Origin of the sequence: Lelliottia sp. 7254-16, assembly GCF_002922995.1 — a bacterium.
Lineage (GTDB): Bacteria > Pseudomonadota > Gammaproteobacteria > Enterobacterales > Enterobacteriaceae > Enterobacter > Enterobacter jeotgali.
This window is the reverse complement of sequence record NZ_PQVS01000014.1, coordinates 99,542-123,424: the sequence shown is the minus strand read 5'-3', so window position 1 is coordinate 123,424 and position 23,883 is coordinate 99,542. Positions and strand designations below refer to the sequence as shown.

The following is a 23,883-nucleotide window of genomic DNA, read 5'->3' as shown; positions in this document are numbered from 1 at the left end:
GAAGCGTTTCCGTAAGGCCGGGGCGACGCGCAGGGATGCGCGGAGAGGGTGCGACCTGCATGGATGCAGGATCGCGCCCGACCCGAAAGTCTGAAGGAATAAGCTGAGGGCACCGCGAAGCGGCGATAGCCCCCTTAACACGTTCACCGCAGAGAAACAGACAAAAAGCAGCGAACTAAGAGTGAACGGAACGATTCCACTACCGCTACAGAAAGCCTGAGCAACAAATCACACCTCAAAATCCAAATCATCTTCCCCGCGCAGTGGAATCAACTGCACTTTCTGCACGCGATGGCTCTCCACTTGCAACGTCTTCAGCACATAATCCCCCACCTGAACCTCTTCGCCCGGCTGCGGAATACGCTGTAAGTATTCCATCAATAAACCCGCGATGGTGTGATATTCACGCTTCTCATCCAGCGGCAGCGGAACATACTGAACCAGATCTTCCAGCGGCATATGGCCGTTGGCAGTCCATGAACCATCAGCATTTTTCTGGATGTCGTGACGAGCGTCGATCTCATCCACTTCATTAGGCAAATTCCCAGCGATGGTCTCCATCACATCGCTCAGCGTCACCAGCCCTTCCACGGAACCAAACTCATCCACCACGAAGGCAAAGTGGGTGCGCGCATTGCGGAACTGTTCGAGTGCGGAGAGCAGAGGCAGAGTTTCCGGGAACACCAGCGGCTGGCGGATCAGCGCGCGTAAATCCAGCGGCTCACCGCGCAACGATTGCTGTAACAGGTCGATGACATGCACCACGCCGAGCAAATCTTCCTCTTCTTCACCGCCGGTGACGACCACGCGGGTGTGCTGGTTTTTATCCAGCAGGGCGCGGATCTGCGCTTCAGGCGAGTTCAGGTCGATATGCTCGATATCGTGGCGCGATGTCATGATGCTGCTAACCGAGCGCTGATTAAGATTAAGCACACGCTCAATCATCCGCCGCTCCTGCGGGTTAAATATCTGGCTATCATCGTGGTCGGCAAGCAGTGAGGCTGATTCTGCATCCAGCTCGGCGTCCTCTTTTTTGCCGCTCAATAAGCGCAGAACCGTTTCTGCCGTACGCTGACGCAAGGTCTGATTGGCAGAGAGAAAACGGCGGCGGTTGAAAATCGCCAACTGATTCAGGGATTCAATAATCACCGAGAAACCAATCGCCGCGTACAGATAGCCTTTCGGAATATGGAAGCCAAAGCCGTCTGCGACCAGGCTAAAGCCGATCATCAGCAGGAAGCTCAGACACAAAATCACAATCGTCGGGTGGCTATTAACGAAGCGCGTCAGGGCCTTGCTCGCCATCACCATCAGGGTGATAGCAATAATCACCGCAGCCATCATGACGGCCAGATGGTCGACCATTCCCACGGCGGTAATCACCGAGTCGAGGGAGAAGACGGCGTCCAGCACCACGATTTGCGCGACTACCGGCCAGAATTTTGCCCCACGGCGCTGCGTGGTGTGTTCACTGTCCTTGCCTTCGAGCCGCTCATTCAGCTCAACCGTGGCCTTGAACAACAGGAATAACCCGCCGAACAGCATGATCACATCACGTGCGCTAAAGCTCAGATCGTGGAACGTGAAGATAGGGGTGGTCAGCGTGACCAGCCAGGAGATCGAGGCCAGCAGCAGCAAGCGCATCACCATTGCCAACAGCAAACCGGTTACGCGCGCACGATCGCGCTGCGCCGGGGGGAGTTTTTCGGCAAGAATGGCAATAAAGACCAGATTATCGATACCGAGGACTAATTCGATGACGATAAGCGTCACCAGCCCGGCCCAGATTGATGGATCGGCAATCCATTCCATAGTAATAGCAGTACCTTCAGTTATATGACATTTGTCACACTTCGATCATGGATAAAGCACGCGGAAATTGCAATGCTCTCCTGAGATTTCTCTTAATCATGATGTGCTAAATAGCCATCGGCATTAACCCTGATATTTGTATATGGAAGTGAAAACATCCATTCCCCCCAATAATTAGGAAATATCGTAGCAGGTGTTTTAATTATATTAATTGTCAATATAAAGATATTCCTAAAACTGCAAAACTTTGCGCTTAATATTATTCTTAAAAACCAATATTCGGACAGTTGTCTCCTTGCCTGCTATTAGGTTAGCTGCAACAATTCTCCTGCATCAAATGCAAAATCTTCTTGCTGCTATTTTTGTATCGGTCTTCAGGACGGTAATTCATTACTGCTCAGGCATTGAAAATGCTCGAAACATTTATCCTGAAGAATCTGATTTAAGAGGGTGTCTATCCATAATGCATTGTTTTGTCAGTATATTGGTAACTGAAAGCCAAGGGCGGTAGCGTGCCTGAAAGCGTGTGAATCAGCCTCGATTATTCTGTCAATAGCCAATGGATGAATAAGCTTTTTTTAGGACTGATGCCAGTTATATTTCTTTTCGATTAACTGCAATCTAAATGTCCAAACAACCCGCGCTTATTTAAATTGCACAGGATAATTACTCTACCAAAGTGATAAATAATCAATGATGAAATCCAAAATGAAATTGATGCCATTATTGGTGTCTGTGACCTTGATGAGTGGTTGTACGGTCTTACCCGGCAGCAATATGTCAACGATGGGCAAGGATGTGGTCAAACAACAGGACGCCGATTTTGATCTCGACAAAATGGTGAATGTTTATCCACTCACGCCACGCCTCGTCGAACAATTACGCCCGCGTCCCAATGTCGCCCAGCCAAATATGTCTCTGGACCAGGAAATCGCCTCTTATCAGTACCGCGTTGGGCCAGGCGATGTGGTTAGCGTGACTGTCTGGGATCACCCTGAATTGACGACGCCAGCCGGACAATACCGTAGCTCCAGCGACACCGGTAACTGGGTACAGCCTGACGGCACGATGTTCTATCCCTACATCGGCAAAGTCCACGTGGTGGGTAAAACCCTCGCAGAAATTCGTAGCGATGTTACCAGCCGCTTAGCGACGTACATCGCCGATCCGCAGGTGGACGTGAATATCGCCGCATTCCGCTCGCAGAAAGCCTACGTTTCGGGCCAAGTGAACAAATCCGGCCAGCAGGCCATCACCAACGTTCCGCTGACTGTTCTCGACGCGATTAACACTGCGGGCGGCTTAACGGATGCCGCCGACTGGCGCAATGTGGTGCTGACGCACAACGGCAAAGAGGAGCGCATTTCGCTCCAGGCGTTGATGCAAAACGGTGATTTGAGCCAAAACCGTCTGCTTTATCCGGGCGACATTCTGTTTGTTCCGCGTAACGACGATCTCAAAGTGTTCGTGATGGGCGAAGTGAAAAAACAGAGCACCCTCAAAATGGACTTCAGCGGCATGACCCTGACCGAAGCGCTGGGTAATGCAGAAGGCCTGGATCTGACATCCTCCAACGCCAGCGGCATATTCGTGATTCGTCCGCTGAAAGGTGAGGGCAGTGCGAAAGGCAAGATTGCCAACATCTACCAGCTGGATATGTCCGACGCGACCTCCCTGGTGATGGCGACCGAATTCCGCCTCCAGCCATACGATGTGGTGTATGTCACTACCGCGCCAGTCACTCGCTGGAACCGTCTGATCAACCAGTTGCTGCCAACCATCAGTGGCGTTCGCTACATGACGGACACGGCGCGCGACATTCATACCTGGTAATCCGCGATGTTTAACAAAATTCTGGTGGTATGCGTGGGGAACATTTGTCGTTCCCCGACGGCTGAAAGGTTGCTTCGTCATTATCAGCCCGATCTGGTAGTGGACTCCGCAGGGCTGGGAGCGCTGGTGGGTAAAGGGGCTGATGAACGCGCAACGAGCGTGGCAAAGGAACACAACCTCTCTCTGGACGGGCATTTCGCCCGCCAGGTTTCTGGCCGCTTATGCCGGGAATACGACCTGATCCTGGCGATGGAAAAACGTCACATCAACGCCTTGTGCGAGATAGCGCCAGAGATGCGCGGGAAAGTGATGCTGTTTGGTCACTGGGACAGTGAGCGCGAAATTCCCGATCCGTATCGCAAGAGCCGAGAGGCATTTGAGGCGGTTTATACCTTACTAGACCAGTCTGCCCAACAGTGGGCGCAGGCACTGAACGTTCAGCAGGGATAACAATGACAGAAAAAACAAAACCGTCTGCCGCCCCGATTTCGGGCAGTGATGAAATTGATATTGGTCGTCTGGTCGGGACGATTATCGAGGCGCGCTGGTGGGTGCTGGGTATTACAGCGGTATTTGCGCTGGCTGCCGTGATTTATACCCTGTTTGCTACGCCTATCTACAGCGCGGATGCGCTGGTGCAAATCGAGCAAAACTCCGGTAACTCGCTGGTGCAGGATATCGGCTCGGCGCTGGCCAATAAGCCACCGGCATCCGATGCAGAAATCCAGCTAATCCAGTCACGTATGGTGCTGGGCAAAACTGTTGACGATCTCGACCTGGATATCGCCGTCACCAAAAATACCTTCCCGGTGTTTGGTGCAGGCTGGGACCGCCTGATGGGCCGTCAAAACGACACTGTGAAAGTCACCACCTTTACCTTGCCTAAAGGCACGGCGAAAGATGTTTTCACCCTCACCGTGCTCGGGCCGAAACAGTATGAGCTCAAAAGCGATGCGGGTTTTAGCGCACGCGGCGAAGTGGGACAGATGCTGACTAAAAACGGCGTCACCATGATGGTTAGCGATATTCAGGCTGCCGACGGCGGCGAGTTTACGGTCAGCAAATTCTCGATGCTGGGGATGATCAACAACCTGCAAAATAACCTTACCGTCACCGAAAACGGCAAAGATACGGGCGTTTTGAGCCTGACCTTTACCGGTGAAGATAAGGATATGATCCGCAACGTGCTGAACAGCATTACGCGCAACTACCTTGAGCAAAACGTCGAGCGTAAGTCAGAAGAGGCGGCGAAAAGCCTGGCCTTCCTGGCCAAACAGCTGCCGGAAGTGCGCACGCGTCTGGATGATGCCGAAAACAAACTGAACGCCTATCGCCAACAGAAAGACTCTGTCGATCTGCCGCTCGAAGCCAAATCGGTGCTCGATTCGATGGTCAACATCGATGCGCAGCTGAACGAACTGACGTTCAAAGAAGCGGAAATTTCCAAGCTTTATACCAAGGTCCACCCGGCCTACCGTACGCTGCTGGAAAAACGTCAGGCGCTGGAAGATGAGAAAACCAAACTCAACAACCGCGTGACCGCGATGCCGAAAACCCAGCAGGAAATTGTGCGTCTGACGCGCGATGTGGAATCCGGCCAGCAGGTGTATATGCAGCTGCTGAACAAGCAGCAAGAGCTGAAAATCACTGAAGCCAGCACCGTCGGCGACGTGCGTATCGTTGACCCGGCGATCACCCAGCCGGGCGTGCTGAAACCGAAGAAAGCGCTGATTATTCTGGGCAGCATGATCCTCGGTCTGATGCTCTCCATCGTGGGTGTGTTGCTGCGCTCTCTGCTCAATCGCGGTATCGAAAGCCCGCAGGTGCTTGAGGAAAATGGCATCAGCGTTTACGCCAGTATTCCGCTGTCGGAATGGCAAAAATCGCGCGATAGCGTCAAAACGGTTAAAGGGATCAAACGCTACAAACAGAGCCAGCTGCTGGCGGTGGGGAACCCGACGGATCTGGCGATTGAAGCGGTGCGCAGCCTGCGTACCAGCCTGCACTTCGCCATGATGCAGGCGAAAAACAACGTCCTGATGCTGACCGGGGTCAGTCCGTCGATTGGTAAAACCTTCGTCTGCGCCAACCTCGCGGCGGTGATTAGCCAGACCAACAAACGCGTGCTGCTGATCGACTGCGATATGCGTAAGGGCTACACCCACGAGCTGCTCGGTACCAATAACGTCAACGGCCTGTCGGAAATTCTGCTCGGTAAAGGCGAAATCAACCAAAGCGCCAAGCCGACGTCAATCACCAACTTTGACCTCGTGCCGCGTGGTCAGGTGCCGCCCAATCCGTCTGAACTGCTGATGAGCGGGCGTTTCACCCAACTGGTGAAATGGGCAAGCGAAAACTATGACCTGGTGCTGATCGATACTCCGCCAATTCTGGCTGTAACCGATGCCGCAGTGGTGGGCCGCCACGCCGGTACGACCCTGATGGTGGCGCGTTATGCGGTCAATACGCTTAAGGAAGTGGAAACCAGCCTGAGCCGCTTCGAACAGAACGGCATTGAGGTGAAAGGGGTGATTCTGAACTCCATATTCCGTCGCGCGACCGGGTACCAGGATTACGGGTACTACGAGTACGAATATAAGTCTGACAGTAAATAATCGTTTCCCCTCACCCTAACCCTCTCCCGAAAAGGAGAGGGAACTAAAACCCCTCATCCTTCGGGAGAGGGCAGGGGTGAGGGCAACAAGCCATTCGGGGAATAAAATGACAACATCACGCCCTTTGATCTCCATCTATATGCCTACCTGGAATCGCCAGCAGCTGGCGATCCGCGCGATTAAATCGGTCTTACGTCAGGACTACGACCACTGGGAATTGATCGTCGTCGATGATTGCTCGTCGTCTTATGAGCAGCTGCAAAAATTTGTCACCGAACTGAACGACCCGCGCGTGATTTACACCCATAACGATATCAATTCCGGGGCCTGCGCGGTGCGCAATCAGGCCATTATGCAGGCGAAAGGGGAGTTCCTGACCGGTATCGACGATGACGACGAATGGACGCCAAACCGTCTGTCGATTTTCCTGTCGCACAAACATCAACTGGTGACACATGCTTTTTTATACGCCAATGATTATGTCTGCCAGGGCGAAGTGTATTCGCAACCCGCCAGCCTGCCGCTGTATCCGAAATCGCCGTATTCGCGCCGCCTGTTTTACAAACGCAATATCATCGGTAATCAGGTCTTTACCTGGGCGTGGCGCTTCAAAGAGTGTTTATTCGATACCGAACTGAAAGCCGCACAGGATTACGACATTTTCCTGCGCATGGTGATGGAGTACGGCGAACCGTGGAAAGTGGACGACGCCACGCAGATTTTGCACATCAATCACGGCGAAATGCAGATCACCTCATCGCCGAAAAAATTCTCCGGCTACTTCCATTTTTACCGCAAGCACAAAGACAAATTCGACCGTGCCAGCCGGAAGTATCAGCTGTTTACTCTGTATCAGATCCGCAATAAACGCATGAACTGGCGCACGCTGCTGACGCTGTTTTCCGTGCGCAATACCAAGCGTCTGGCTGACGGGCTTCGGGGGAAATAATGATTCTGGAAGATTGCCGTGCCAACGGCTGGAGCCTGCGTCCATGTTGCATGGTTATTGCGTACCGCATCGCACATTTTTGCTCCGTGTGGCGCAAAAAAAATGTGCTCAACAATATATGGGCCGCACCGGTTCTGGTGCTGTACCGCATCATCACCGAATGCCTGTTTGGCTATGAAATCCAGGCCGCCGCGACTATCGGACGCCGTTTCACCATTCACCACGGCTACGCCGTTGTTATCAATAAGTTCGTCGTCGCAGGTGATGATTTCACCATTCGGCACGCCGTCACTATCGGCAATCGTGGCCCGGAAAGCCTGGCCTGCCCGATGATTGGCAACAACGTTGAACTCGGCGCTAACGTGGTGATGATTGGCGATATTACCGTCGGCAACAACGTCACAATTGGCGCAGGCAGCGTGGTACTGGACAGCATTCCGGATAACGCTCTGGTGGTCGGTGAAAAAGCCCGCGTGAAGGTCATCAAATGAATATTCTGCAATTTAACGTTCGCCTCGCAGAAGGCGGGGCGGCTGGCGTGGCACTGGATCTGCATCAGCGCGCGCTGCAAAAAGGATTACAGTCCCGCTTTGTGTACGGCTACGGCAAGGGCGGCAAAAAAAGTGTCAGCCACGATAACTATCCTCACGTGCTGAAACAGACGCCACGTCTGACCTCTATTGCCAACATCGCGCTGTTTCGTCTCTTCAACCGCGATCTGTTTGGCAATCTGAATAACCTGTACCGCACCGTGACGCGTACCACCGGACCGGTGGTTCTCCATTTCCACGTCCTTCATAGCTACTGGCTGAAACTGGAAGAGGTGGTCGCGTTCTGTGAAAACGTGCAGGCGCATAAACCGGATACCACCTTTGTCTGGACGCTGCACGATCACTGGAGCGTCACCGGGCGCTGTGCCTTCACCGACGGTTGCGAAGGCTGGAAAACGAACTGCCAGAAATGCCCGACGCTTGCCAACTATCCACCGGTCAAAGTGGATCGCGCGCATCAGCTGGTCGGCGATAAACGTCGGCTGTTCCGCGACATGCTGGCGCTCGGCTGCCAGTTTATCTCTCCGAGTCAGCATGTTGCTGACGCCTTCAACAGTCTGTATGGACCTGGGCGCTGCAAAATTATTAATAACGGTATCGATGTCGCGACGGAAGAAATTCTGGCGGAACTGACGCCGGTTGCCGTCACGCCGGGCAAGCCGAAAATCGCGGTGGTTGCTCATGACCTGCGCTACGACGGTAAAACCAATCAACAGCTGGTGCGCGACATGATGGCGCTCGGCGACAAAATCGAGCTGCACACCTTCGGCAAATTCTCACCGTTCGAGGGGCCGAACGTCACCAACCACGGCTTTGAAACCGATAAGCGCAAGCTGATGAGTGCCCTGAACGGGATGGACGCTCTGGTGTTCAGTTCACGCGTGGATAACTATCCGCTGATTTTGTGTGAAGCGCTGTCGATTGGTGTACCTGTCATCGCCACCCACAGCGACGCCGCGCGCGAAGTGCTGGAAAAATCGGGCGGGAAAACCTTCAGCGAGGATGAGGTGCTGCCGCTGGTGCAACGACCAAAAGCCGAGATTGCCCAGGCCGTTTTTAACACCAGCCTGGAATCGTTCCGCAACCGCAGCCGCAAGGCGTACAGCGGCCAACAGATGCTGGAGGAGTATGTCTCGTTCTATCAGAATCTGTAGTTATCTGCTGTTACCGCTCATCTATCTGCTGGTCAACGTCAAAATAGCCCAACTGGGTGAAAGCTTCCCGATAACCATTGTCACCTTCTTGCCGCTCTTGCTGCTGCTGTACGTCGAGAAGATTAGCGTTAAGAAGCTGATGATTGCCCTGGGGCTGGGTTTTGGTTTAACGGCATTTAACTACATCTTTGGTCAGTCGCTGGATGCCAGTAAGTACGTGACCTCCACCATGCTCTTTGTCTATATCGTGATTATTATTGGTATGGTCTGGAGTATTCGCTTTAAAACAATTTCTCCGCACAATTATCGGAAGATCCTCAGGTTCTTTTATATTGCCGTGGCGTTCATTGTTGTGCTTGCTGCACTGGAAATGGCGCAAATTATTTTGACCGGCGGCAGCAGTCTGATGGAGATTATTTCGAAATATCTCATTTACAGTAATAGCTATGTCATGAACTTCATTAAGTTTGGTGGCAAGCGAACCACTGCGCTCTATTTCGAACCGGCATTTTTTGCTCTGGCACTAATCTCAATTTGGCTCAGCATCAAACAGTTTGGTATCAAAACGCCCAAGACCGATGCTATGATTCTTGCAGGGATTGTTCTGTCAGGTTCCTTCTCTGGGGTAATGACATTTATCTTGTTTTACCTGCTTGAATGGGCCTTTCAGTATCTCAATAAAGACGCGATTAAGAAAAAACTACCGTTAGCAATAATTTCGCTAACCGTATTTTTAGTGGGTATTGTTTTTGCATTTCCCTACATCTCGACGCGTCTGGGTGATTTAGGTACGGAAGGCTCATCGTCCTATTATCGCATTATCGGCCCGCTGGTGATGGTTGGGTATTCGTTAACCCATATTGATGGTGTAGTCAGATTTGGCTCACTTTACGAATATGTTGCATCATTCGGAATCTTTAACGGTGCGGATGTCGGTAAAACCATAGACAATGGTCTGTATCTGTTAATTATTTACTTTTCCTGGTTCGCCGTGCTGTTAACGCTCTGGTACCTGTTTAAAGTGTTTAAAATGATGATTAACGCATTTGGTGATAATCAGAATTTTCGTGTTCAGCTTTATCTTTTTACACCAGTGTCGCTGTTCTTTACTGGGTCAATATTTAGCCCGGAATATGCATTCTTAATTGTCTGTCCGTTTATTTTGCGTAAAGCGCTCAATATTACGAACGTATGACGAAACGAGGTGGTTTATGTTTCTTAGCGTCATTACTGTCGCCTTTCGCAACCACGAAGGGGTCGTAAAAACCTGGCGCTCGCTGCGCAATCTGGCACGCGATCCGAGCATCACCTTTGAATGGGTAGTGGTGGACGGCGGTTCGAACGATGGCACGGCGGAGTTTCTGGAAAAACTCAACGGTGAGTTCAACTTACGTTACATCAGCGAGAAAGATAACGGCATTTACGATGCGATGAATAAAGGCATCGAGATGGCGCAAGGGCGCTATGCAATCTTCCTCAATTCGGGTGATGTTTTCCATGAAGATGTGGCGCTGTTTGCCCGCCAACTGTCGCGTCAGAAAGAGGACGCGATGTTTATCGGTGATGCGCTGCTGGACTTTGGTGATGGTAATAAAATTCGACGAAGCGCCAAAAGCGGCTGGTATATCTACCACAGTTTACCGGCCAGCCATCAGGCGATTTTCTTCCCGACTGCCGGGCTGAAAAAACAGCCGTATGACTTGCAATATAAAGTGTCATCAGATTATGCGTTGGCCGCCAGTTTGTATAAATCTGGGTATCCGTTCCGCCGCATAAAAGGGCTGGTGTCGGAATTCTCAATGGGCGGAGTGTCAACCTCGAATAATCTGGAATTATGTCAGGATGCCAAAAAAGTGCAGCGCAATATATTACGCGTGCCGGGCTTCTGGGCGGAATTATCCTATTTATTACGTCTGAGAACGACAGGCAAAACGAAAGCCTTATATAACAAAGCGTAAGTATAAGGAAAGGTGATGCAGGATCTCAGTGGTTTTACCGTCCCGAAAGGTTTTCGCGGTGGTAATGGAATTAAGGTGCAACTCTGGTGGGCCGTGCAAGCAACATTATTTGCCTGGTCTCCGCAGGTGTTGTATCGCTGGCGAGCTTTTTTGTTGCGTTTATTTGGCGCGAAAATTGGTAAAAATGTGGTTATTCGCCCGTCAGTGAAAATTACCTATCCCTGGAAATTAACCCTCGGTGATTACGCCTGGGTAGGTGATGACGCGGTGTTATATACCCTTGGTGAGATAACGATTGGCGCAAATTCCGTGGTGTCGCAGAAGTGTTATTTGTGCACCGGTAGCCATGATTTTATGAGTCAGCATTTTGATATTAATGCCACGCCGATTGTGATCGGCGAAAAATGCTGGCTGGCGACAGATGTTTTTGTCGCACCTGGTGTTTCTGTTGGCGATGGCACGGTCATTGGTGCCCGCAGCAGCGTTTTTAAATCGCTACCGGCAAATAAGATTTGCCGTGGCAACCCCGCAGTGGTGATACGCGAACGCGTTGAAACTGAATAATTTCTGATTGATAAGTACAGAGGAATATAAACATGTCTAAAGTCGCTCTCATCACTGGCGTTACCGGTCAGGACGGTTCTTACCTGGCGGAATTCCTGCTGGATAAAGGTTACGAAGTTCACGGTATTAAACGCCGCGCCTCTTCGTTTAACACCGAGCGTGTGGACCACATTTATCAGGATCCTCATGCCGCTAACCCGAAATTCCATTTGCACTACGGCGACCTGACCGACAGCTCCAACCTGACGCGTATTCTGCAGGAAGTGCAGCCGGATGAAGTGTACAACCTGGGCGCAATGAGCCACGTAGCGGTCTCCTTCGAATCCCCGGAATACACCGCAGATGTCGATGGCATGGGTACGCTGCGCCTGCTGGAAGCGATTCGCTTCCTCGGCCTGGAAAAGAAAACCCGTTTCTACCAGGCGTCCACCTCTGAGCTGTACGGCCTGGTACAAGAAATCCCGCAGAAAGAGACCACGCCATTCTACCCGCGCTCTCCGTATGCGGTCGCCAAACTGTACGCCTACTGGATCACCGTGAACTACCGCGAATCCTACGGCATGTACGCCTGTAACGGCATTCTGTTCAACCACGAATCCCCACGTCGTGGCGAAACCTTCGTGACTCGCAAAATCACCCGCGCCATTGCCAACATCGCTCAGGGCCTGGAATCTTGCCTGCACCTCGGCAACATGGATTCCCTGCGTGACTGGGGTCATGCGAAAGACTACGTGAAAATGCAGTGGATGATGTTGCAGCAGGATAACCCGGAAGATTTCGTGATTGCGACCGGCGTGCAGTACTCCGTGCGTCAGTTCGTTGAAATGGCGGCGGCACAGCTTGGCATCAAACTGCGCTTCGAAGGCACTGGCGTAGAAGAGCGCGGTGTGGTGGTTTCTGTCACCGGTCACGATGCGCCGGGCGTGAAACCAGGCGATGTGATCGTCCAGGTTGACCCGCGTTACTTCCGTCCTGCGGAAGTGGAAACCCTGCTAGGCGACCCGACCAAAGCGCACGAAAAACTGGGCTGGAAACCGGAAATCACCCTGCAGGAAATGGTCTCTGAAATGGTTGCCAACGATCTTGAAGCAGCGAAAAAGCACTCTCTGCTCAAGTCTCATGGCTACGAGGTTGCCATCGCGCTGGAGTCCTGAGTCATGACCAAACAACGTATTTTTGTCGCCGGTCATCGTGGAATGGTGGGTTCAGCCATTGTCCGTCAGCTGGAGCAGCGCGGCGACGCTGAACTGATTGTCCGCACCCGCGACGAGCTCAACCTGCTCGATGGCCAGGCGGTGCAGCAGTTTTTTGCCGAAGAACGTATAGACCAGGTGTATCTGGCGGCAGCGAAAGTGGGCGGTATTGTCGCCAACAACAGCTACCCGGCGGATTTCATCTACGAGAACATGATGATCGAGAGCAACATCATTCACGCCGCGCATCTGCACAACGTGAACAAGCTGCTGTTCCTCGGCTCATCCTGTATCTACCCGAAGCTGGCCAAACAGCCAATCGCCGAAAGCGAGCTGTTACAGGGAACGCTGGAAGCGACGAACGAACCCTACGCGATTGCAAAAATTGCCGGGATCAAACTGTGCGAATCCTATAACCGCCAGTATGGCCGCGACTATCGTTCGGTGATGCCGACCAATCTGTACGGTCCGCACGATAACTTCCACCCGAGTAATTCGCACGTGATCCCGGCGCTGCTGCGTCGGTTCCACGAAGCGACGGCGGAAAACACCCCGGATGTGGTGGTGTGGGGCAGCGGGACGCCGATGCGCGAGTTCCTGCACGTGGATGATATGGCGGCCGCCAGTATTCACGTGATGGAGCTGGACCGCGAGGTGTGGGCTGAGAACACCCAGCCGATGCTGTCGCACATCAACGTCGGTACTGGCGTTGATTGCACCATTCGCGAACTGGCGCAGACTATCGCCCAGGTGGTGGGCTACAAAGGACGCGTGGTGTTCGACGCCACTAAGCCCGATGGCACACCGCGTAAATTGCTGGACGTGACGCGTCTGCACCAGCTCGGCTGGTATCACGAAGTGTCGCTCGAACAGGGACTGGCCAGTACGTACCAGTGGTTCCTGGAAAACCAGCACCGCTTCCGGGGGTAATTATGTTTTTAAGTCAGGAAGATTTTGCCACGGTGGTACGTTCCACTCCGCTGATTTCCATCGATTTAATCGTAGAGAATGAACGCGGCGAGTTTCTTCTCGGCAAGCGCACCAATCGCCCGGCGCAAGGGTTTTGGTTCGTGCCGGGAGGACGCGTGCAAAAAGATGAGACGTTAGAAAATGCTTTCGAACGTCTCACTCTGGCGGAGCTGGGGCTGCGTCTGCCGATGGCGGCAGGCCAGTTTTACGGGGTATGGCAGCACTTCTATGACGATAACTTCTCCGGCACTGATTTCAGCACTCACTACGTGGTGCTGGGTTTTCGCCTGAAAGTGAGTGAGGCAGACCTGCGTCTGCCTGATTCTCAACACGACGATTACCGCTGGCTGGAACAGGGCGCGTTGCTGGCGAGTGACAACGTTCACGACAACAGCCGCGCGTACTTCCTCGTTGATCGTCAGGCCGGAGTGCCAGGCATATGAAAATTTTGGTGTACGGAATCAACTATTCGCCGGAGTTAACCGGTATCGGCAAGTACACCGGTGAGATGGTGGAGTGGATGGCCCGTCAGGGTCACGAGGTGCGGGTCATTACGGCCCCGCCTTACTACCCGGAATGGAAGGTCGGCGAGCGTTATTCCAGCTGGCGCTATCGCCGCGAGCAGGGAGCCGCGACCGTCTGGCGTTGCCCGCTGTATGTGCCAAAACAACCCTCGACGCTGAAACGCCTGCTGCATTTGGGAAGCTTTGCCCTGAGCAGTTTCTTCCCGCTGATGGCTCAGCGTCGTTGGAAGCCGGATCGCATTATCGGCGTGGTGCCAACCCTGTTTTGTACGCCAGGTATGCGCCTGCTGGGCAAACTCAGTGGCGCCCGCACCTTGCTGCACATCCAGGATTATGAAGTGGACGCCATGCTCGGCTTAGGTATGGCCGGGAAAGGCAAGGGCGGAAAAGTTGCGAAACTGGCCAGTGCCTTTGAGCGCAGCGGTCTGCATAACGTCGATTATGTTTCGACAATTTCGCGCTCGATGATGAATAAAGCGCAGGAGAAAGGCGTTCCGGCGCAGAAAATTGTCTTCTTCCCGAACTGGTCCGAAGTGGCGCGTTTTCGCGACGTGACGCAGAGCGATGCGCTGGCATTACGTGCGCAGCTCGGTTTACCTGTCGATCAAAAAATCATTCTTTACTCCGGCAACATCGGGGAAAAACAGGGACTGGAAAGCGTTATCGACGCCGCGCAGCAGCTTGATAAACATCCGTGGGTGTTTGTGATTGTCGGGCAGGGCGGCGGTAAAGCCCGGCTTGAAAAAATGGTCAGCGAACGCGGCCTGAAGAACGTTAAATTTTTCCCGCTTCAGTCTTACGAGGCACTGCCTGCCTTGCTGAAGATGGGTGATTGTCATCTGGTGGTGCAAAAGCGCGGCGCAGCCGATGCGGTTCTGCCGTCCAAACTGACCAATATTTTGGCCGTCGGCGGCAACGCGGTGATCACCGCTGAGCCTGAAACCGAGTTAGGCCAGCTGTGCGAAAGCTATCCGGGGATCGCCGTTTGCGTGGAACCGGAATCGGTCAATGCGCTGGTGACCGGGATTGAACTGGCTCTCGCCATGCCGAAAGAGAACACGGTGGCACGTGAATATGCCGAACGCACGCTCGAGAAAGAGAACGTGCTTAGCCAATTTATTGCAGATATACGGGGATAAATCATGAGTCAGAATAAATTGTACCCGGTGGTGATGGCGGGTGGCTCTGGTAGTCGGCTGTGGCCGCTGTCCCGCGTGCTTTACCCCAAGCAGTTCCTGTGCCTGAAAGGGGAGCTCACCATGCTGCAAACCACGGTTTCGCGTCTCAACGGCGTGGAGTGCGAAAGCCCGGTGGTGATTTGCAACGAGCAGCACCGTTTTATCGTTGCCGAGCAGCTGCGTCAGCTCAATAAGCTGACCGAAAACATCATTCTTGAGCCCGCTGGCCGCAATACCGCGCCGGCGATTGCCCTGGCGGCACTGGCCGCCCAGCGCAGCAGCCCGGACTGTGACCCGCTGATGTTGGTACTGGCCGCAGACCACGTGATTCAGCAGGAAGACGCCTTCCGTGACGCGGTGCGTGCTGCCATTCCGTATGCCGAAAGCGGCAAACTGGTGACCTTCGGCATCGTGCCGGACCTGCCGGAAACAGGATATGGTTACATTCGTCGCGGCGATGTGACCACTGGCGAAGGTGATAGCGTGGCGTTTAACGTGGCGCAGTTTGTCGAAAAACCGAATCTGGAAACGGCGCAGGCTTACGTCGCCAGCGGCGAATATTACTGGAACAGCGGCATGTTCCTGTTCCGCGCCGGGCGCTATCTGGAGGAGCTGGAGAAGTATCGCCCGGATATTCTTCGCGCCTGCGAAAAAGCGATGGCGGTGGTTGACCCGGATCTCGACTTTATCCGCGTGGACGAAGCGTCATTCCTCGCCTGCCCGGAAGAGTCAGTGGACTATGCGGTGATGGAGCGCACGGCGGACGCGGTAGTGGTACCGATGGATGCGGGCTGGAGCGATGTTGGCTCGTGGTCGTCACTGTGGGAAATCAGCGCTCATACGGCGGAAGGCAACGTCCATCATGGCGATGTCATCAGTCATAAAACCGAAAACAGCTATATCTATGCGGAGTCTGGTCTGGTGACCACCGTGGGCGTGAAAGATTTGGTGGTAGTGCAGACCAAAGACGCGGTGCTGATTGCCGATCGCAACTCGGTGCAGGACGTCAAAAAAGTCGTCGAGCAGATCAAAGCTGATGGTCGTCATGAGCATCACATTCACCGCGAAGTGTACCGTCCGTGGGGCAAATATGACTCCATCGATGCGGGCGAGCGTTATCAGGTCAAGCGCATCACCGTGAAACCCGGTGAGGGGCTATCCGTGCAGATGCACCATCATCGCGCCGAACACTGGGTGGTGGTGGCAGGCACGGCAAAAGTCACCATTGATGATGACGTCAAACTGCTCGGCGAAAACGAATCTATCTATATCCCGCTCGGTGCGACCCATTGCCTGGAAAACCCAGGGAAAATTCCTCTCGATCTGATCGAAGTGCGCTCCGGTTCCTACCTGGAAGAGGACGACATTGTCCGCTTCCAGGACCGGTACGGACGGGTTTAGCGCCGGTTAACAACGCCCGGAGGCGCTTCGCTTACCGGGCCTACAGGAACGTAGGCCGGATAAGCGCAGCGCCATCCGGCAAATAACGACAACGATAATTTTGGCCACTTTCTGGTCAGGGCCGACTGTTGCCTGAAAAAGGGTAAAACCATGAATAAATTAACCTGTTTCAAAGCCTACGATATTCGCGGCAAGTTAGGCGAAGAGTTGAATGAAGACATCGCGTGGCGCATTGGTCGCGCGTACGGCGAATATCTGAAACCGAAAACTATCGTGCTGGGCGGCGATGTGCGCCTGACAAGCGAAGCGCTAAAACTGGCGCTGGCGAAAGGGTTGCAGGACGCGGGTGTGGATGTGCTGGATATCGGCCTGTCCGGTACCGAAGAGATCTATTTCGCCACCTTCCACCTCGGTGTAGACGGCGGTATCGAAGTCACCGCCAGCCATAACCCGATGGATTACAACGGCATGAAGCTGGTGCGTGAAGGCGCACGTCCAATCAGCGGCGACACCGGCCTGCGCGACGTACAGCGTCTGGCCGAAGCCAACGATTTCCCGCCGGTAAACGAAGCCGCGCGCGGTACCTACCAACAAATCGATCTGCGCAAAGACTATATCGATCACCTGCTCGGCTACATCAACGTCAAAAATATCACCCCGCTGAAGCTGGTGATCAACTCCGGGAACGGCGCGGCCGGTCCGGTGGTGGATGCTCTCGAAGCGCGCTTTAAAGCGCTGAATGTCCCGGTCACCTTCGTGAAAGTTCACAACACCCCGGACGGCAACTTCCCGAACGGTATTCCTAACCCGCTGCTGCCCGAGTGCCGGGACGATACCCGCAATGCGGTGATTGAGCACGGCGCGGACATGGGCATCGCCTTTGACGGCGACTTTGACCGCTGCTTCTTGTTCGATGAGAACGGCCAGTTTATCGAAGGCTATTACATCGTCGGCCTGCTGGCTGAAGCCTTCCTCGAAAAAAATCCGGGCGCGAAAATCATTCACGATCCGCGCCTCTCCTGGAACACCGTCGACGTAGTGAGCGCGGCGGGCGGCACGCCGGTGATGTCGAAAACCGGTCACGCGTTCATCAAAGAGCGCATGCGCGAAGAAGACGCGATTTACGGCGGCGAAATGAGCGCCCATCACTACTTCCGCGATTTTGCCTACTGCGACAGCGGAATGATCCCGTGGCTGCTGGTGACGGAACTGCTGTGCCTGAAAGGACAAACCCTGGGCGAACTGGTCCGTGACCGCATGGCGGCGTTCCCGGCGAGCGGCGAGATCAACAGCAAGCTGGAACTGCCCGCCGAGTCTATCGCCCGCGTGGAGCAACATTTTGCGCTGCACGCGCTGGAGATCGACCGCACGGACGGGATCAGCATGTCGTTCCCGCAGTGGCGCTTTAATTTGCGCTCGTCGAATACGGAGCCGGTGGTGCGCCTGAACGTGGAGTCGCGCGCTGATGTTCCGCTGATGGAGGCGCGAACGCAGGACATTTTGGCGCTGTTGAAGGCGTAATGGCATTTCGTCGCCCGCTACATTCCCCTCACCCCTGTCCTCTCCCAAGAGGGGCGAGGGGGAAAAGACCGCACCGAGCGATCCCCTCTCCCCTTTGAGGAGAGGGTTAGGGTGAGGGGTGTAGTGGGGAACTTAAAGGAACAACGATGACAAATCTAAAAAAGCGCGAGCGAGCCAAAACGAATGCATCGTTAATTTCAATGGTGCAGCGTTTTTCTGACATCACCATCATGTTCGGTGGGCTGTGGGTGGTGTGTCAGGTCAGCGGGCTGTCGTTTTTATATATGCATTTGCTGATGGCGCTTTTGGCGCTGGTGGTCTTTCAGATGATCGGTGGGATGACCGATTTCTACCGCTCTTACCGTGGCGTCAAAATCACCACCGAACTGATGCTACTCCTGCAAAACTGGACGCTCAGCCTGATCTTCAGCGCCGGGCTGGTGGCGTTCAGCAGCGACTTCGATAACAGCCTCAAAACCTATCTGTGCTGGTATGCGTTAACCAGCGTCGGAATGGTGGTCTGCCGCTCCCTGATCCGCTTCTTCGCCGGGTGGCTGCGCAATCGCGGCTACAACAAGCGTTATGTGGCGGTGGCCGGGGATTTACCCGTGGGCCAGGCGTTGCTGGACAGTTTCCGCAAAGAGCCGTGGCTGGGCTTTGACGTGGTGGGGGTTTATCACGACGCCAAACCGGGCGGCGTAACGGCTGACTGGGCGGGCAACTACGAACAGTTGATTGAAGATGCCCGTGCGGGAAAAATTCACAACGTCTATCTCGCCCTCAAAATGAGCGAAGAGTCGTGCATTAAATACCTGATGCGCGAGCTGGCCGATACGACCTGCTCGGTTATCCTGATCCCCGATGTGTTTACCTTCAATATCCTGCATTCGCGTATCGAAGAGGTAAATGGCGTACCGGTTGTGCCGCTGTATGACACGCCGCTGTCCGGGATCAATCGCCTGCTGAAACGCGCGGAAGATATTGTCCTTTCCTCTCTGATCCTGCTGCTGATTTCGCCGGTACTGTGCGGGATTGCGCTGGCGGTCAAACTCACTTCACCTGGCCCGATTATTTTCCGCCAGACCCGCTACGGAATGGACGGCAAGCCGATCATGGTCTGGAAGTTTCGCTCAATGAAAGTGATGGAAAATGCCAGCGTCGTGACCCAGGCCACGCAGAACGATCCGCGCGTAACCCGCGTCGGGAACTTCCTGCGCCGCACGTCGCTGGACGAACTGCCGCAATTTATCAACGTACTGACCGGCGGAATGTCGATCGTCGGGCCGCGCCCCCATGCCGTCGCGCATAACGAGCAGTACCGCGCGCTAATCGAGGGCTACATGCTACGTCACAAAGTGAAGCCCGGCATCACCGGATGGGCGCAAATCAACGGCTGGCGCGGTGAAACCGACACGCTGGAAAAAATGGAAAAACGCGTTGAGTTCGATCTGGAGTACATCCGCGAGTGGAGTGTCTGGTTCGATATCAAAATCGTGTTTCTGACGATTTTTAAAGGTTTTGTCAACAAAGCGGCGTACTAACATGAGCTTACGTGAAAAAACCATCAGCGGTGCTAAGTGGTCAGCGATGGCCACGATCATCATCATCGGCCTCGGGCTGGTGCAGATGACCGTGTTGGCACGCATTATTGATAATCATCAGTTTGGTTTGCTGACGGTATCGTTAGTGATTATCGCCCTGGCCGATACGTTGTCGGATTTCGGTATTGCCAACTCGATTATTCAGCGTAAGGAGATCAGCCATCTTGAGCTGACCACTCTTTACTGGCTTAACGTCGGGCTGGGCATTGCGGTGTGTGTGGGAGTGTTTTTGCTGAGTGGTGTTATTGGCGATGTGCTGAATAACCCGGACCTCGCGCCGCTCATTCGCACGCTGTCATTTGCATTTGTGGTGATTCCACACGGTCAGCAGTTCCGCGCGCTGATGCAAAAGGAGCTGGAGTTCAACAAAATCGGCATGATCGAGACCTCATCGGTGCTGGCCGGGTTTACCTTCACCGTGGTCAGCGCCCATTTTTGGCCGCTGGCGATGACGGCGATCCTTGGGTATCTGGTCAACACCGCGGTGCGTACGCTGCTGTTTGGCTTCTTTGGCCGCAAAATTTACCGTCCGGGCTTTCATTTCTCGCTGGCATCGGTGTCATCCAATTTGCGTTTTGGCGCATGGCTGACCGCCGATAGCATCATCAATTACGTTAATACCAACCTCTCCACGCTGTTTCTGGCGCGTATTCTCGGCGCCAGCGTCGCGGGCGGCTATAACCTCGCTTACAACGTGGCGGTGGTGCCGCCGATGAAACTCAACCCCATCATTACCCGCGTGCTGTTCCCGGCGTTTGCCAAAATTCAGGACGACACCGAAAAGCTGCGCGTGAACTTCTACAAGCTGCTGTCAGTGGTGGGGATTATCAACTTCCCGGCGCTGCTTGGGCTGATGGTGGTTTCAAACAATTTTGTCCCGCTGGTGTTTGGCGAGAAGTGGAGCGGGATTATCCCGATTCTGCAGCTGCTGTGCGTGGTGGGGCTGCTGCGTTCCGTCGGTAATCCGATTGGTTCGCTGCTGATGGCCAAAGCACGCGTTGATATCAGCTTCAAATTCAATGTTTTTAAAACCTTTCTGTTTATTCCGGCGATCGTGGTAGGCGGCCAAATGGCGGGTGCGATTGGCGTGACGCTGGGCTTCCTGCTGGTGCAGATCATCAATACGGTTCTGAGCTATTTCGTGATGATCAAACCGGTGCTCGGCTCCAGTTATCGCCAGTACATCCTGAGCCTGTGGCTGCCGTTTTACCTGTCCCTGCCGACACTTGCGGTGAGCTACGGATTAGGGTTTGTGCTTAACGGACATCTGTCGCTGGGTGTGCTGCTGGCGGTACAAATTGCCGCCGGTGCGCTGGCGTTTGTGGTGATGATTGTGCTGTCCCGTAACGCGCTGGTGGTCGAAATGAAGCGCCAGTTTTGTCGCAGCGAGAAGATGAAGACGTTACTGAGGGCGGGGTGATTTCCCCCTCACCCTAACCCTCTCCCTCAGGGAGAGGGGACAGTCTGTGCATATTTCACCCTCTCCCGTGGGAGAGGGCCGGGGTGAGGGCATCAGGCCGCACCTGTTATGTGAAGAACCCCTTTTAGAGGTCATTATGAAATTATTGATTCTTGGCAACCATACCTGCGGCAACCGTGGCGACAGCGCCATTCTGCGCGGTTTACTGGATGCAATTAACACCCTTGAGCCTGAGACAGAAGTGGATGTGATGAGCCGCTACCCGGTGAGCTCGTCGTGGTTACTGAATCGTCCGGTGATGGGCGATCCGCTCTACAGCCAGATGAAACAGCACAATAACGCGGCGGGCGTAGTGGGGCGTGTGAAGAAGGTGCTGCGCCGACGCTATCAGCATCAGGTGCTGCTGTCGCGTGTGACTGACACCGGCAAGCTGCGCAATATCGCCATTGCGCAAGGCTTTACTGATTTTGTGCGCCTGCTGTCGGGTTATGACGCCATCATCCAGGTCGGTGGTTCGTTCTTCGTCGATCTGTACGGCGTACCGCAGTTTGAACATGCGCTCTGTACTTTTATGGCGAAAAAGCCGCTGTTTATGATTGGTCACAGCGTTGGACCATTCCAGGACCCGCAGTTTAACCAACTGGCGAACTATGTTTTTGGTCACTGTGACGCGTTGATTCTGCGTGAATCCGTGAGCCTCGACCTGATGAAACGCAGCGAGATTGATACGTCGAAAGTGGAACATGGCGTGGATACGGCCTGGCTGGTGGATCATCAGGAGCAGAATTTTGTTGCCAGCTACGCGGTGCAGCACTGGCTGAACGTCGCGGCACAGCAAAAAACGGTCGCCATTACCCTGCGCGAACTGGCTCCGTTCGATAAACGTCTGGGAACGACCCAGGCGGCCTACGAACAGGCCTTCGCCGAGGTGGTGAATCGCGTGCTCGACAGTGGCTATCAGGTGCTGGCGCTCTCGACCTGTACCGGAATTGACAGTTACAACAAAGATGACCGCATGGTGGCGCTAAATTTGCGTCATCTGGTGAACGATCCGTCGCGCTACCACGTGGTGATGGATGAACTCAACGATCTGGAAATGGGCAAGCTGCTTTCTGCCTGCGACCTGACGGTGGGGACGCGCCTGCACTCCGCGATTATCTCGATGAACTTTGGCACGCCTGCCATCGCCATCAACTACGAGCACAAATCAGCGGGCATTATGCAGCAGCTCGGGATGCCAGAAATGGCGGTGGATATTCGCCATCTGCTCGACGGTTCCCTTGGCGCAATGGTCGGCGATACGCTGGGTCAGCTCCCTGCCATCAATGAACGCCTGGCGCGTGCGGTGAAAGCCGAGCGGGAAAATGGCATCAGCATGGTGAAATCCGTCCTCGATCGCATCGGGGAGGGCAAATGAAGGTTGGTTTCTTCTTACTGAAATTCCCGCTCTCGTCTGAAACGTTTGTGTTGAACCAGATCACCGCGTTTATCGATATGGGATACAACGTGGAGATTGTCGCCCTGCAAAAGGGCGATACGCAGAATACCCATGCCGCCTGGACGCAGTATGATTTGGCGGCGAAAACCCGCTGGTTGCAGGATGAACCCCAGGGGCGACTGTCAAAACTGCGCTACCGCGCCACGCAAACGCTGCGTGGCCTGCATCGCCCATCCACGTGGCGGGCGCTGAACGTGTCGCGCTATGGCGCGGAGTCGCGCAACCTGATCCTCTCCTCAATTCGCGGGCAAACGTCGCAGCCGTTTCGCGCCGATGTGTTTATCGCCCACTTCGGCCCGGCCGGTGTAACGGCGGCAAAACTGCGCGAACTGGGTGTGATTGATGGCAAAATCGCGACCATTTTCCACGGGATCGACATCTCTAGCCATGAAGTGCTGAACCACTACACGGGCGAATATCAACAGCTGTTTCGTCGCGGCGACATGATGCTGCCCATCAGTGACCTGTGGGCGGGACGACTGAAAAACATGGGCTGTCCGCCTGATAAAATCACCGTGTCGCGGATGGGGGTGAACATGGATCGCTTCACCCAGCGCCCGGTGAAAGTGCCGGGAAAACCTTTGCAAATTATCTCCGTGGCGCGTCTCACTGAGAAAAAAGGGCTGCACGTGGCGATTGAAGCCTGCCGTCAGCTCAAGGCGCGCGGGTTTGATTTCCACTATCGCATCCTCGGCATCGGCCCGTGGGAGCGCCGTCTGCGCACGTTGATCGAGCAATATCAGCTCGAGGGATATGTTGAGATGCCGGGCTTTAAACCCAGCCATGAAGTGAAAGCGATGCTCGACGATGCCGATGTGTTTCTGCTGCCCTCCGTGACCGGCACCGATGGCGATATGGAAGGTATCCCCGTGGCGCTGATGGAGGCGATGGCGGTCGGTATTCCGGTGGTCTCGACCGTGCACAGCGGCATTCCGGAACTGATCGAGCCGGGCCATTCCGGCTGGTTGGTACCTGAAAATAACGCGGCGGCGCTCGCCGAACGACTGGCGGCGTTTGGCGATATTGGACAGCAAGAGCTGGAACCTGTGCTGCACAATGCCCGGCAGAAAGTCGAAACTGAATTTAATCAGCAGGTCATCAATCGCCAACTTGCGAGCCTGCTGCAAACGCTGTAAAGCCGA

At 54.2% G+C, this 23,883-nt stretch carries 20 protein-coding genes; 19 read left to right on the top strand and 1 reads right to left on the bottom strand.

The genetic code is table 11. The features are described from left to right. Positions 1–228: 228 nt before the first annotated feature. On the bottom strand, positions 229–1,812 hold the full coding sequence (locus tag C3708_RS17760; protein WP_095282605.1) for a TerC family protein: 1,584 nt from the start codon (positions 1,810–1,812) through the stop codon (positions 229–231). 693 nt (positions 1,813–2,505) lie between these two features. Between C3708_RS17760 and C3708_RS17755 the strand changes: the two genes are divergently transcribed. The 19 genes from C3708_RS17755 (at position 2,506) to wcaL (ending at position 23,877) form a co-directional block, all read left to right on the top strand. Next, positions 2,506–3,645, top strand: a complete 1,140-nt coding sequence (locus C3708_RS17755) for a polysaccharide export protein (protein ID WP_095282604.1) — start codon at positions 2,506–2,508, stop codon at positions 3,643–3,645. 6 nt (positions 3,646–3,651) lie between these two features. Next, positions 3,652–4,095 carry a low molecular weight protein-tyrosine-phosphatase Wzb gene (wzb, locus tag C3708_RS17750; RefSeq protein ID WP_095282603.1) on the top strand — a complete coding sequence of 148 codons (444 nt, stop codon included), beginning with the start codon at positions 3,652–3,654 and terminating at the stop codon, positions 4,093–4,095. A gap of 2 nt (positions 4,096–4,097) precedes the next feature. Then, positions 4,098–6,260 carry a tyrosine-protein kinase Wzc gene (gene wzc / locus C3708_RS17745; RefSeq protein ID WP_103949804.1) on the top strand — a complete coding sequence of 721 codons (2,163 nt, stop codon included), beginning with the start codon at positions 4,098–4,100 and terminating at the stop codon, positions 6,258–6,260. 106 nt (positions 6,261–6,366) lie between these two features. After that, a complete protein-coding gene (gene wcaA, locus C3708_RS17740; RefSeq protein WP_103949803.1) occupies positions 6,367–7,209 on the top strand; it encodes a colanic acid biosynthesis glycosyltransferase WcaA in 843 nt (280 codons plus the stop codon). A 2-nt stretch (positions 7,210–7,211) separates the two neighbouring features. Next, positions 7,212–7,700: a colanic acid biosynthesis acetyltransferase WcaB gene (gene wcaB / locus C3708_RS17735; protein WP_103949811.1), complete on the top strand. Its 489-nt coding sequence runs from the start codon at positions 7,212–7,214 to the stop codon at positions 7,698–7,700. Beyond that, entirely contained in the window at positions 7,697–8,914 is a 1,218-nt protein-coding gene (gene wcaC, locus C3708_RS17730; RefSeq protein ID WP_103949802.1) for a colanic acid biosynthesis glycosyltransferase WcaC, read from the top strand. Before wcaB ends, wcaC begins: the two co-directional genes overlap by 4 nt. Further along, positions 8,889–10,109 (top strand): colanic acid polymerase WcaD, encoded by a 1,221-nt coding sequence (wcaD, locus tag C3708_RS17725; RefSeq protein ID WP_103946190.1) that lies wholly within the window; start codon positions 8,889–8,891, stop codon positions 10,107–10,109. The genes wcaC and wcaD overlap by 26 nt, the downstream gene beginning before the upstream one ends. A 16-nt stretch (positions 10,110–10,125) precedes the next feature. Beyond that, positions 10,126–10,872, top strand: coding sequence for a colanic acid biosynthesis glycosyltransferase WcaE (gene wcaE, locus C3708_RS17720; protein ID WP_103946189.1), 747 nt, complete (start codon positions 10,126–10,128; stop codon positions 10,870–10,872). Positions 10,873–10,887: 15 nt separating this feature from the next. After that, positions 10,888–11,436, top strand: a complete 549-nt coding sequence (wcaF, locus tag C3708_RS17715) for a colanic acid biosynthesis acetyltransferase WcaF (protein WP_103949801.1) — start codon at positions 10,888–10,890, stop codon at positions 11,434–11,436. Between the two features lie 32 nt (positions 11,437–11,468). Next, the gene (gmd, locus tag C3708_RS17710; protein WP_103949800.1) at positions 11,469–12,590 is read left to right on the top strand and encodes a GDP-mannose 4,6-dehydratase; all 1,122 of its coding nucleotides are present in this window, start codon (positions 11,469–11,471) and stop codon (positions 12,588–12,590) included. Between the two features lie 3 nt (positions 12,591–12,593). Further along, positions 12,594–13,559: a GDP-L-fucose synthase gene (locus C3708_RS17705; protein ID WP_095282595.1), complete on the top strand. Its 966-nt coding sequence runs from the start codon at positions 12,594–12,596 to the stop codon at positions 13,557–13,559. 2 nt (positions 13,560–13,561) lie between these two features. Next, entirely contained in the window at positions 13,562–14,041 is a 480-nt protein-coding gene (locus C3708_RS17700; protein ID WP_103949799.1) for a GDP-mannose mannosyl hydrolase, read from the top strand. Continuing rightward, on the top strand, positions 14,038–15,261 hold the full coding sequence (wcaI, locus tag C3708_RS17695) for a colanic acid biosynthesis fucosyltransferase WcaI (RefSeq protein WP_103949798.1): 1,224 nt from the start codon (positions 14,038–14,040) through the stop codon (positions 15,259–15,261). Before C3708_RS17700 ends, wcaI begins: the two co-directional genes overlap by 4 nt. Positions 15,262–15,264: 3 nt before the next feature. Beyond that, on the top strand, positions 15,265–16,701 hold the full coding sequence (cpsB, locus tag C3708_RS17690; RefSeq protein WP_095282592.1) for a mannose-1-phosphate guanyltransferase: 1,437 nt from the start codon (positions 15,265–15,267) through the stop codon (positions 16,699–16,701). 150 nt (positions 16,702–16,851) lie between these two features. Continuing rightward, positions 16,852–18,222, top strand: coding sequence for a colanic acid biosynthesis phosphomannomutase CpsG (cpsG, locus tag C3708_RS17685; RefSeq protein WP_095282591.1), 1,371 nt, complete (start codon positions 16,852–16,854; stop codon positions 18,220–18,222). A 146-nt stretch (positions 18,223–18,368) separates the two neighbouring features. Then, positions 18,369–19,763: an undecaprenyl-phosphate glucose phosphotransferase gene (wcaJ, locus tag C3708_RS17680; RefSeq protein ID WP_103946183.1), complete on the top strand. Its 1,395-nt coding sequence runs from the start codon at positions 18,369–18,371 to the stop codon at positions 19,761–19,763. Position 19,764: 1 nt separating this feature from the next. Further along, complete coding sequence (gene wzxC / locus C3708_RS17675; RefSeq protein WP_103949797.1) at positions 19,765–21,243, top strand: colanic acid undecaprenyl disphosphate flippase WzxC; 1,479 nt, start codon at positions 19,765–19,767, stop codon at positions 21,241–21,243. 136 nt (positions 21,244–21,379) lie between these two features. Beyond that, positions 21,380–22,660, top strand: a complete 1,281-nt coding sequence (gene wcaK / locus C3708_RS17670; protein WP_103949796.1) for a colanic acid biosynthesis pyruvyl transferase WcaK — start codon at positions 21,380–21,382, stop codon at positions 22,658–22,660. Further along, a complete protein-coding gene (wcaL, locus tag C3708_RS17665; RefSeq protein ID WP_103949795.1) occupies positions 22,657–23,877 on the top strand; it encodes a colanic acid biosynthesis glycosyltransferase WcaL in 1,221 nt (406 codons plus the stop codon). The genes wcaK and wcaL overlap by 4 nt, the downstream gene beginning before the upstream one ends. Positions 23,878–23,883: the final 6 nt, after the last annotated feature.

What these genes read in the sequence shown, in the direction of transcription:
- C3708_RS17760 (WP_095282605.1), bottom strand. Translation starts at nt 1,812, where the DNA reads ATGGAATGGATTGCCGATCCATCAATCTGGGCCGGGCTGGTGACGCTT.
- C3708_RS17755 (WP_095282604.1), top strand. Translation starts at nt 2,506, where the DNA reads ATGATGAAATCCAAAATGAAATTGATGCCATTATTGGTGTCTGTGACC.
- wzb (WP_095282603.1), top strand. Translation starts at nt 3,652, where the DNA reads ATGTTTAACAAAATTCTGGTGGTATGCGTGGGGAACATTTGTCGTTCC.
- wzc (WP_103949804.1), top strand. Translation starts at nt 4,098, where the DNA reads ATGACAGAAAAAACAAAACCGTCTGCCGCCCCGATTTCGGGCAGTGAT.
- wcaA (WP_103949803.1), top strand. Translation starts at nt 6,367, where the DNA reads ATGACAACATCACGCCCTTTGATCTCCATCTATATGCCTACCTGGAAT.
- wcaC (WP_103949802.1), top strand. Translation starts at nt 7,697, where the DNA reads ATGAATATTCTGCAATTTAACGTTCGCCTCGCAGAAGGCGGGGCGGCT.
- wcaD (WP_103946190.1), top strand. Translation starts at nt 8,889, where the DNA reads ATGTCTCGTTCTATCAGAATCTGTAGTTATCTGCTGTTACCGCTCATC.
- wcaE (WP_103946189.1), top strand. Translation starts at nt 10,126, where the DNA reads ATGTTTCTTAGCGTCATTACTGTCGCCTTTCGCAACCACGAAGGGGTC.
- wcaF (WP_103949801.1), top strand. Translation starts at nt 10,888, where the DNA reads ATGCAGGATCTCAGTGGTTTTACCGTCCCGAAAGGTTTTCGCGGTGGT.
- gmd (WP_103949800.1), top strand. Translation starts at nt 11,469, where the DNA reads ATGTCTAAAGTCGCTCTCATCACTGGCGTTACCGGTCAGGACGGTTCT.
- C3708_RS17705 (WP_095282595.1), top strand. Translation starts at nt 12,594, where the DNA reads ATGACCAAACAACGTATTTTTGTCGCCGGTCATCGTGGAATGGTGGGT.
- C3708_RS17700 (WP_103949799.1), top strand. Translation starts at nt 13,562, where the DNA reads ATGTTTTTAAGTCAGGAAGATTTTGCCACGGTGGTACGTTCCACTCCG.
- wcaI (WP_103949798.1), top strand. Translation starts at nt 14,038, where the DNA reads ATGAAAATTTTGGTGTACGGAATCAACTATTCGCCGGAGTTAACCGGT.
- cpsB (WP_095282592.1), top strand. Translation starts at nt 15,265, where the DNA reads ATGAGTCAGAATAAATTGTACCCGGTGGTGATGGCGGGTGGCTCTGGT.
- cpsG (WP_095282591.1), top strand. Translation starts at nt 16,852, where the DNA reads ATGAATAAATTAACCTGTTTCAAAGCCTACGATATTCGCGGCAAGTTA.
- wcaJ (WP_103946183.1), top strand. Translation starts at nt 18,369, where the DNA reads ATGACAAATCTAAAAAAGCGCGAGCGAGCCAAAACGAATGCATCGTTA.
- wzxC (WP_103949797.1), top strand. Translation starts at nt 19,765, where the DNA reads ATGAGCTTACGTGAAAAAACCATCAGCGGTGCTAAGTGGTCAGCGATG.
- wcaK (WP_103949796.1), top strand. Translation starts at nt 21,380, where the DNA reads ATGAAATTATTGATTCTTGGCAACCATACCTGCGGCAACCGTGGCGAC.
- wcaL (WP_103949795.1), top strand. Translation starts at nt 22,657, where the DNA reads ATGAAGGTTGGTTTCTTCTTACTGAAATTCCCGCTCTCGTCTGAAACG.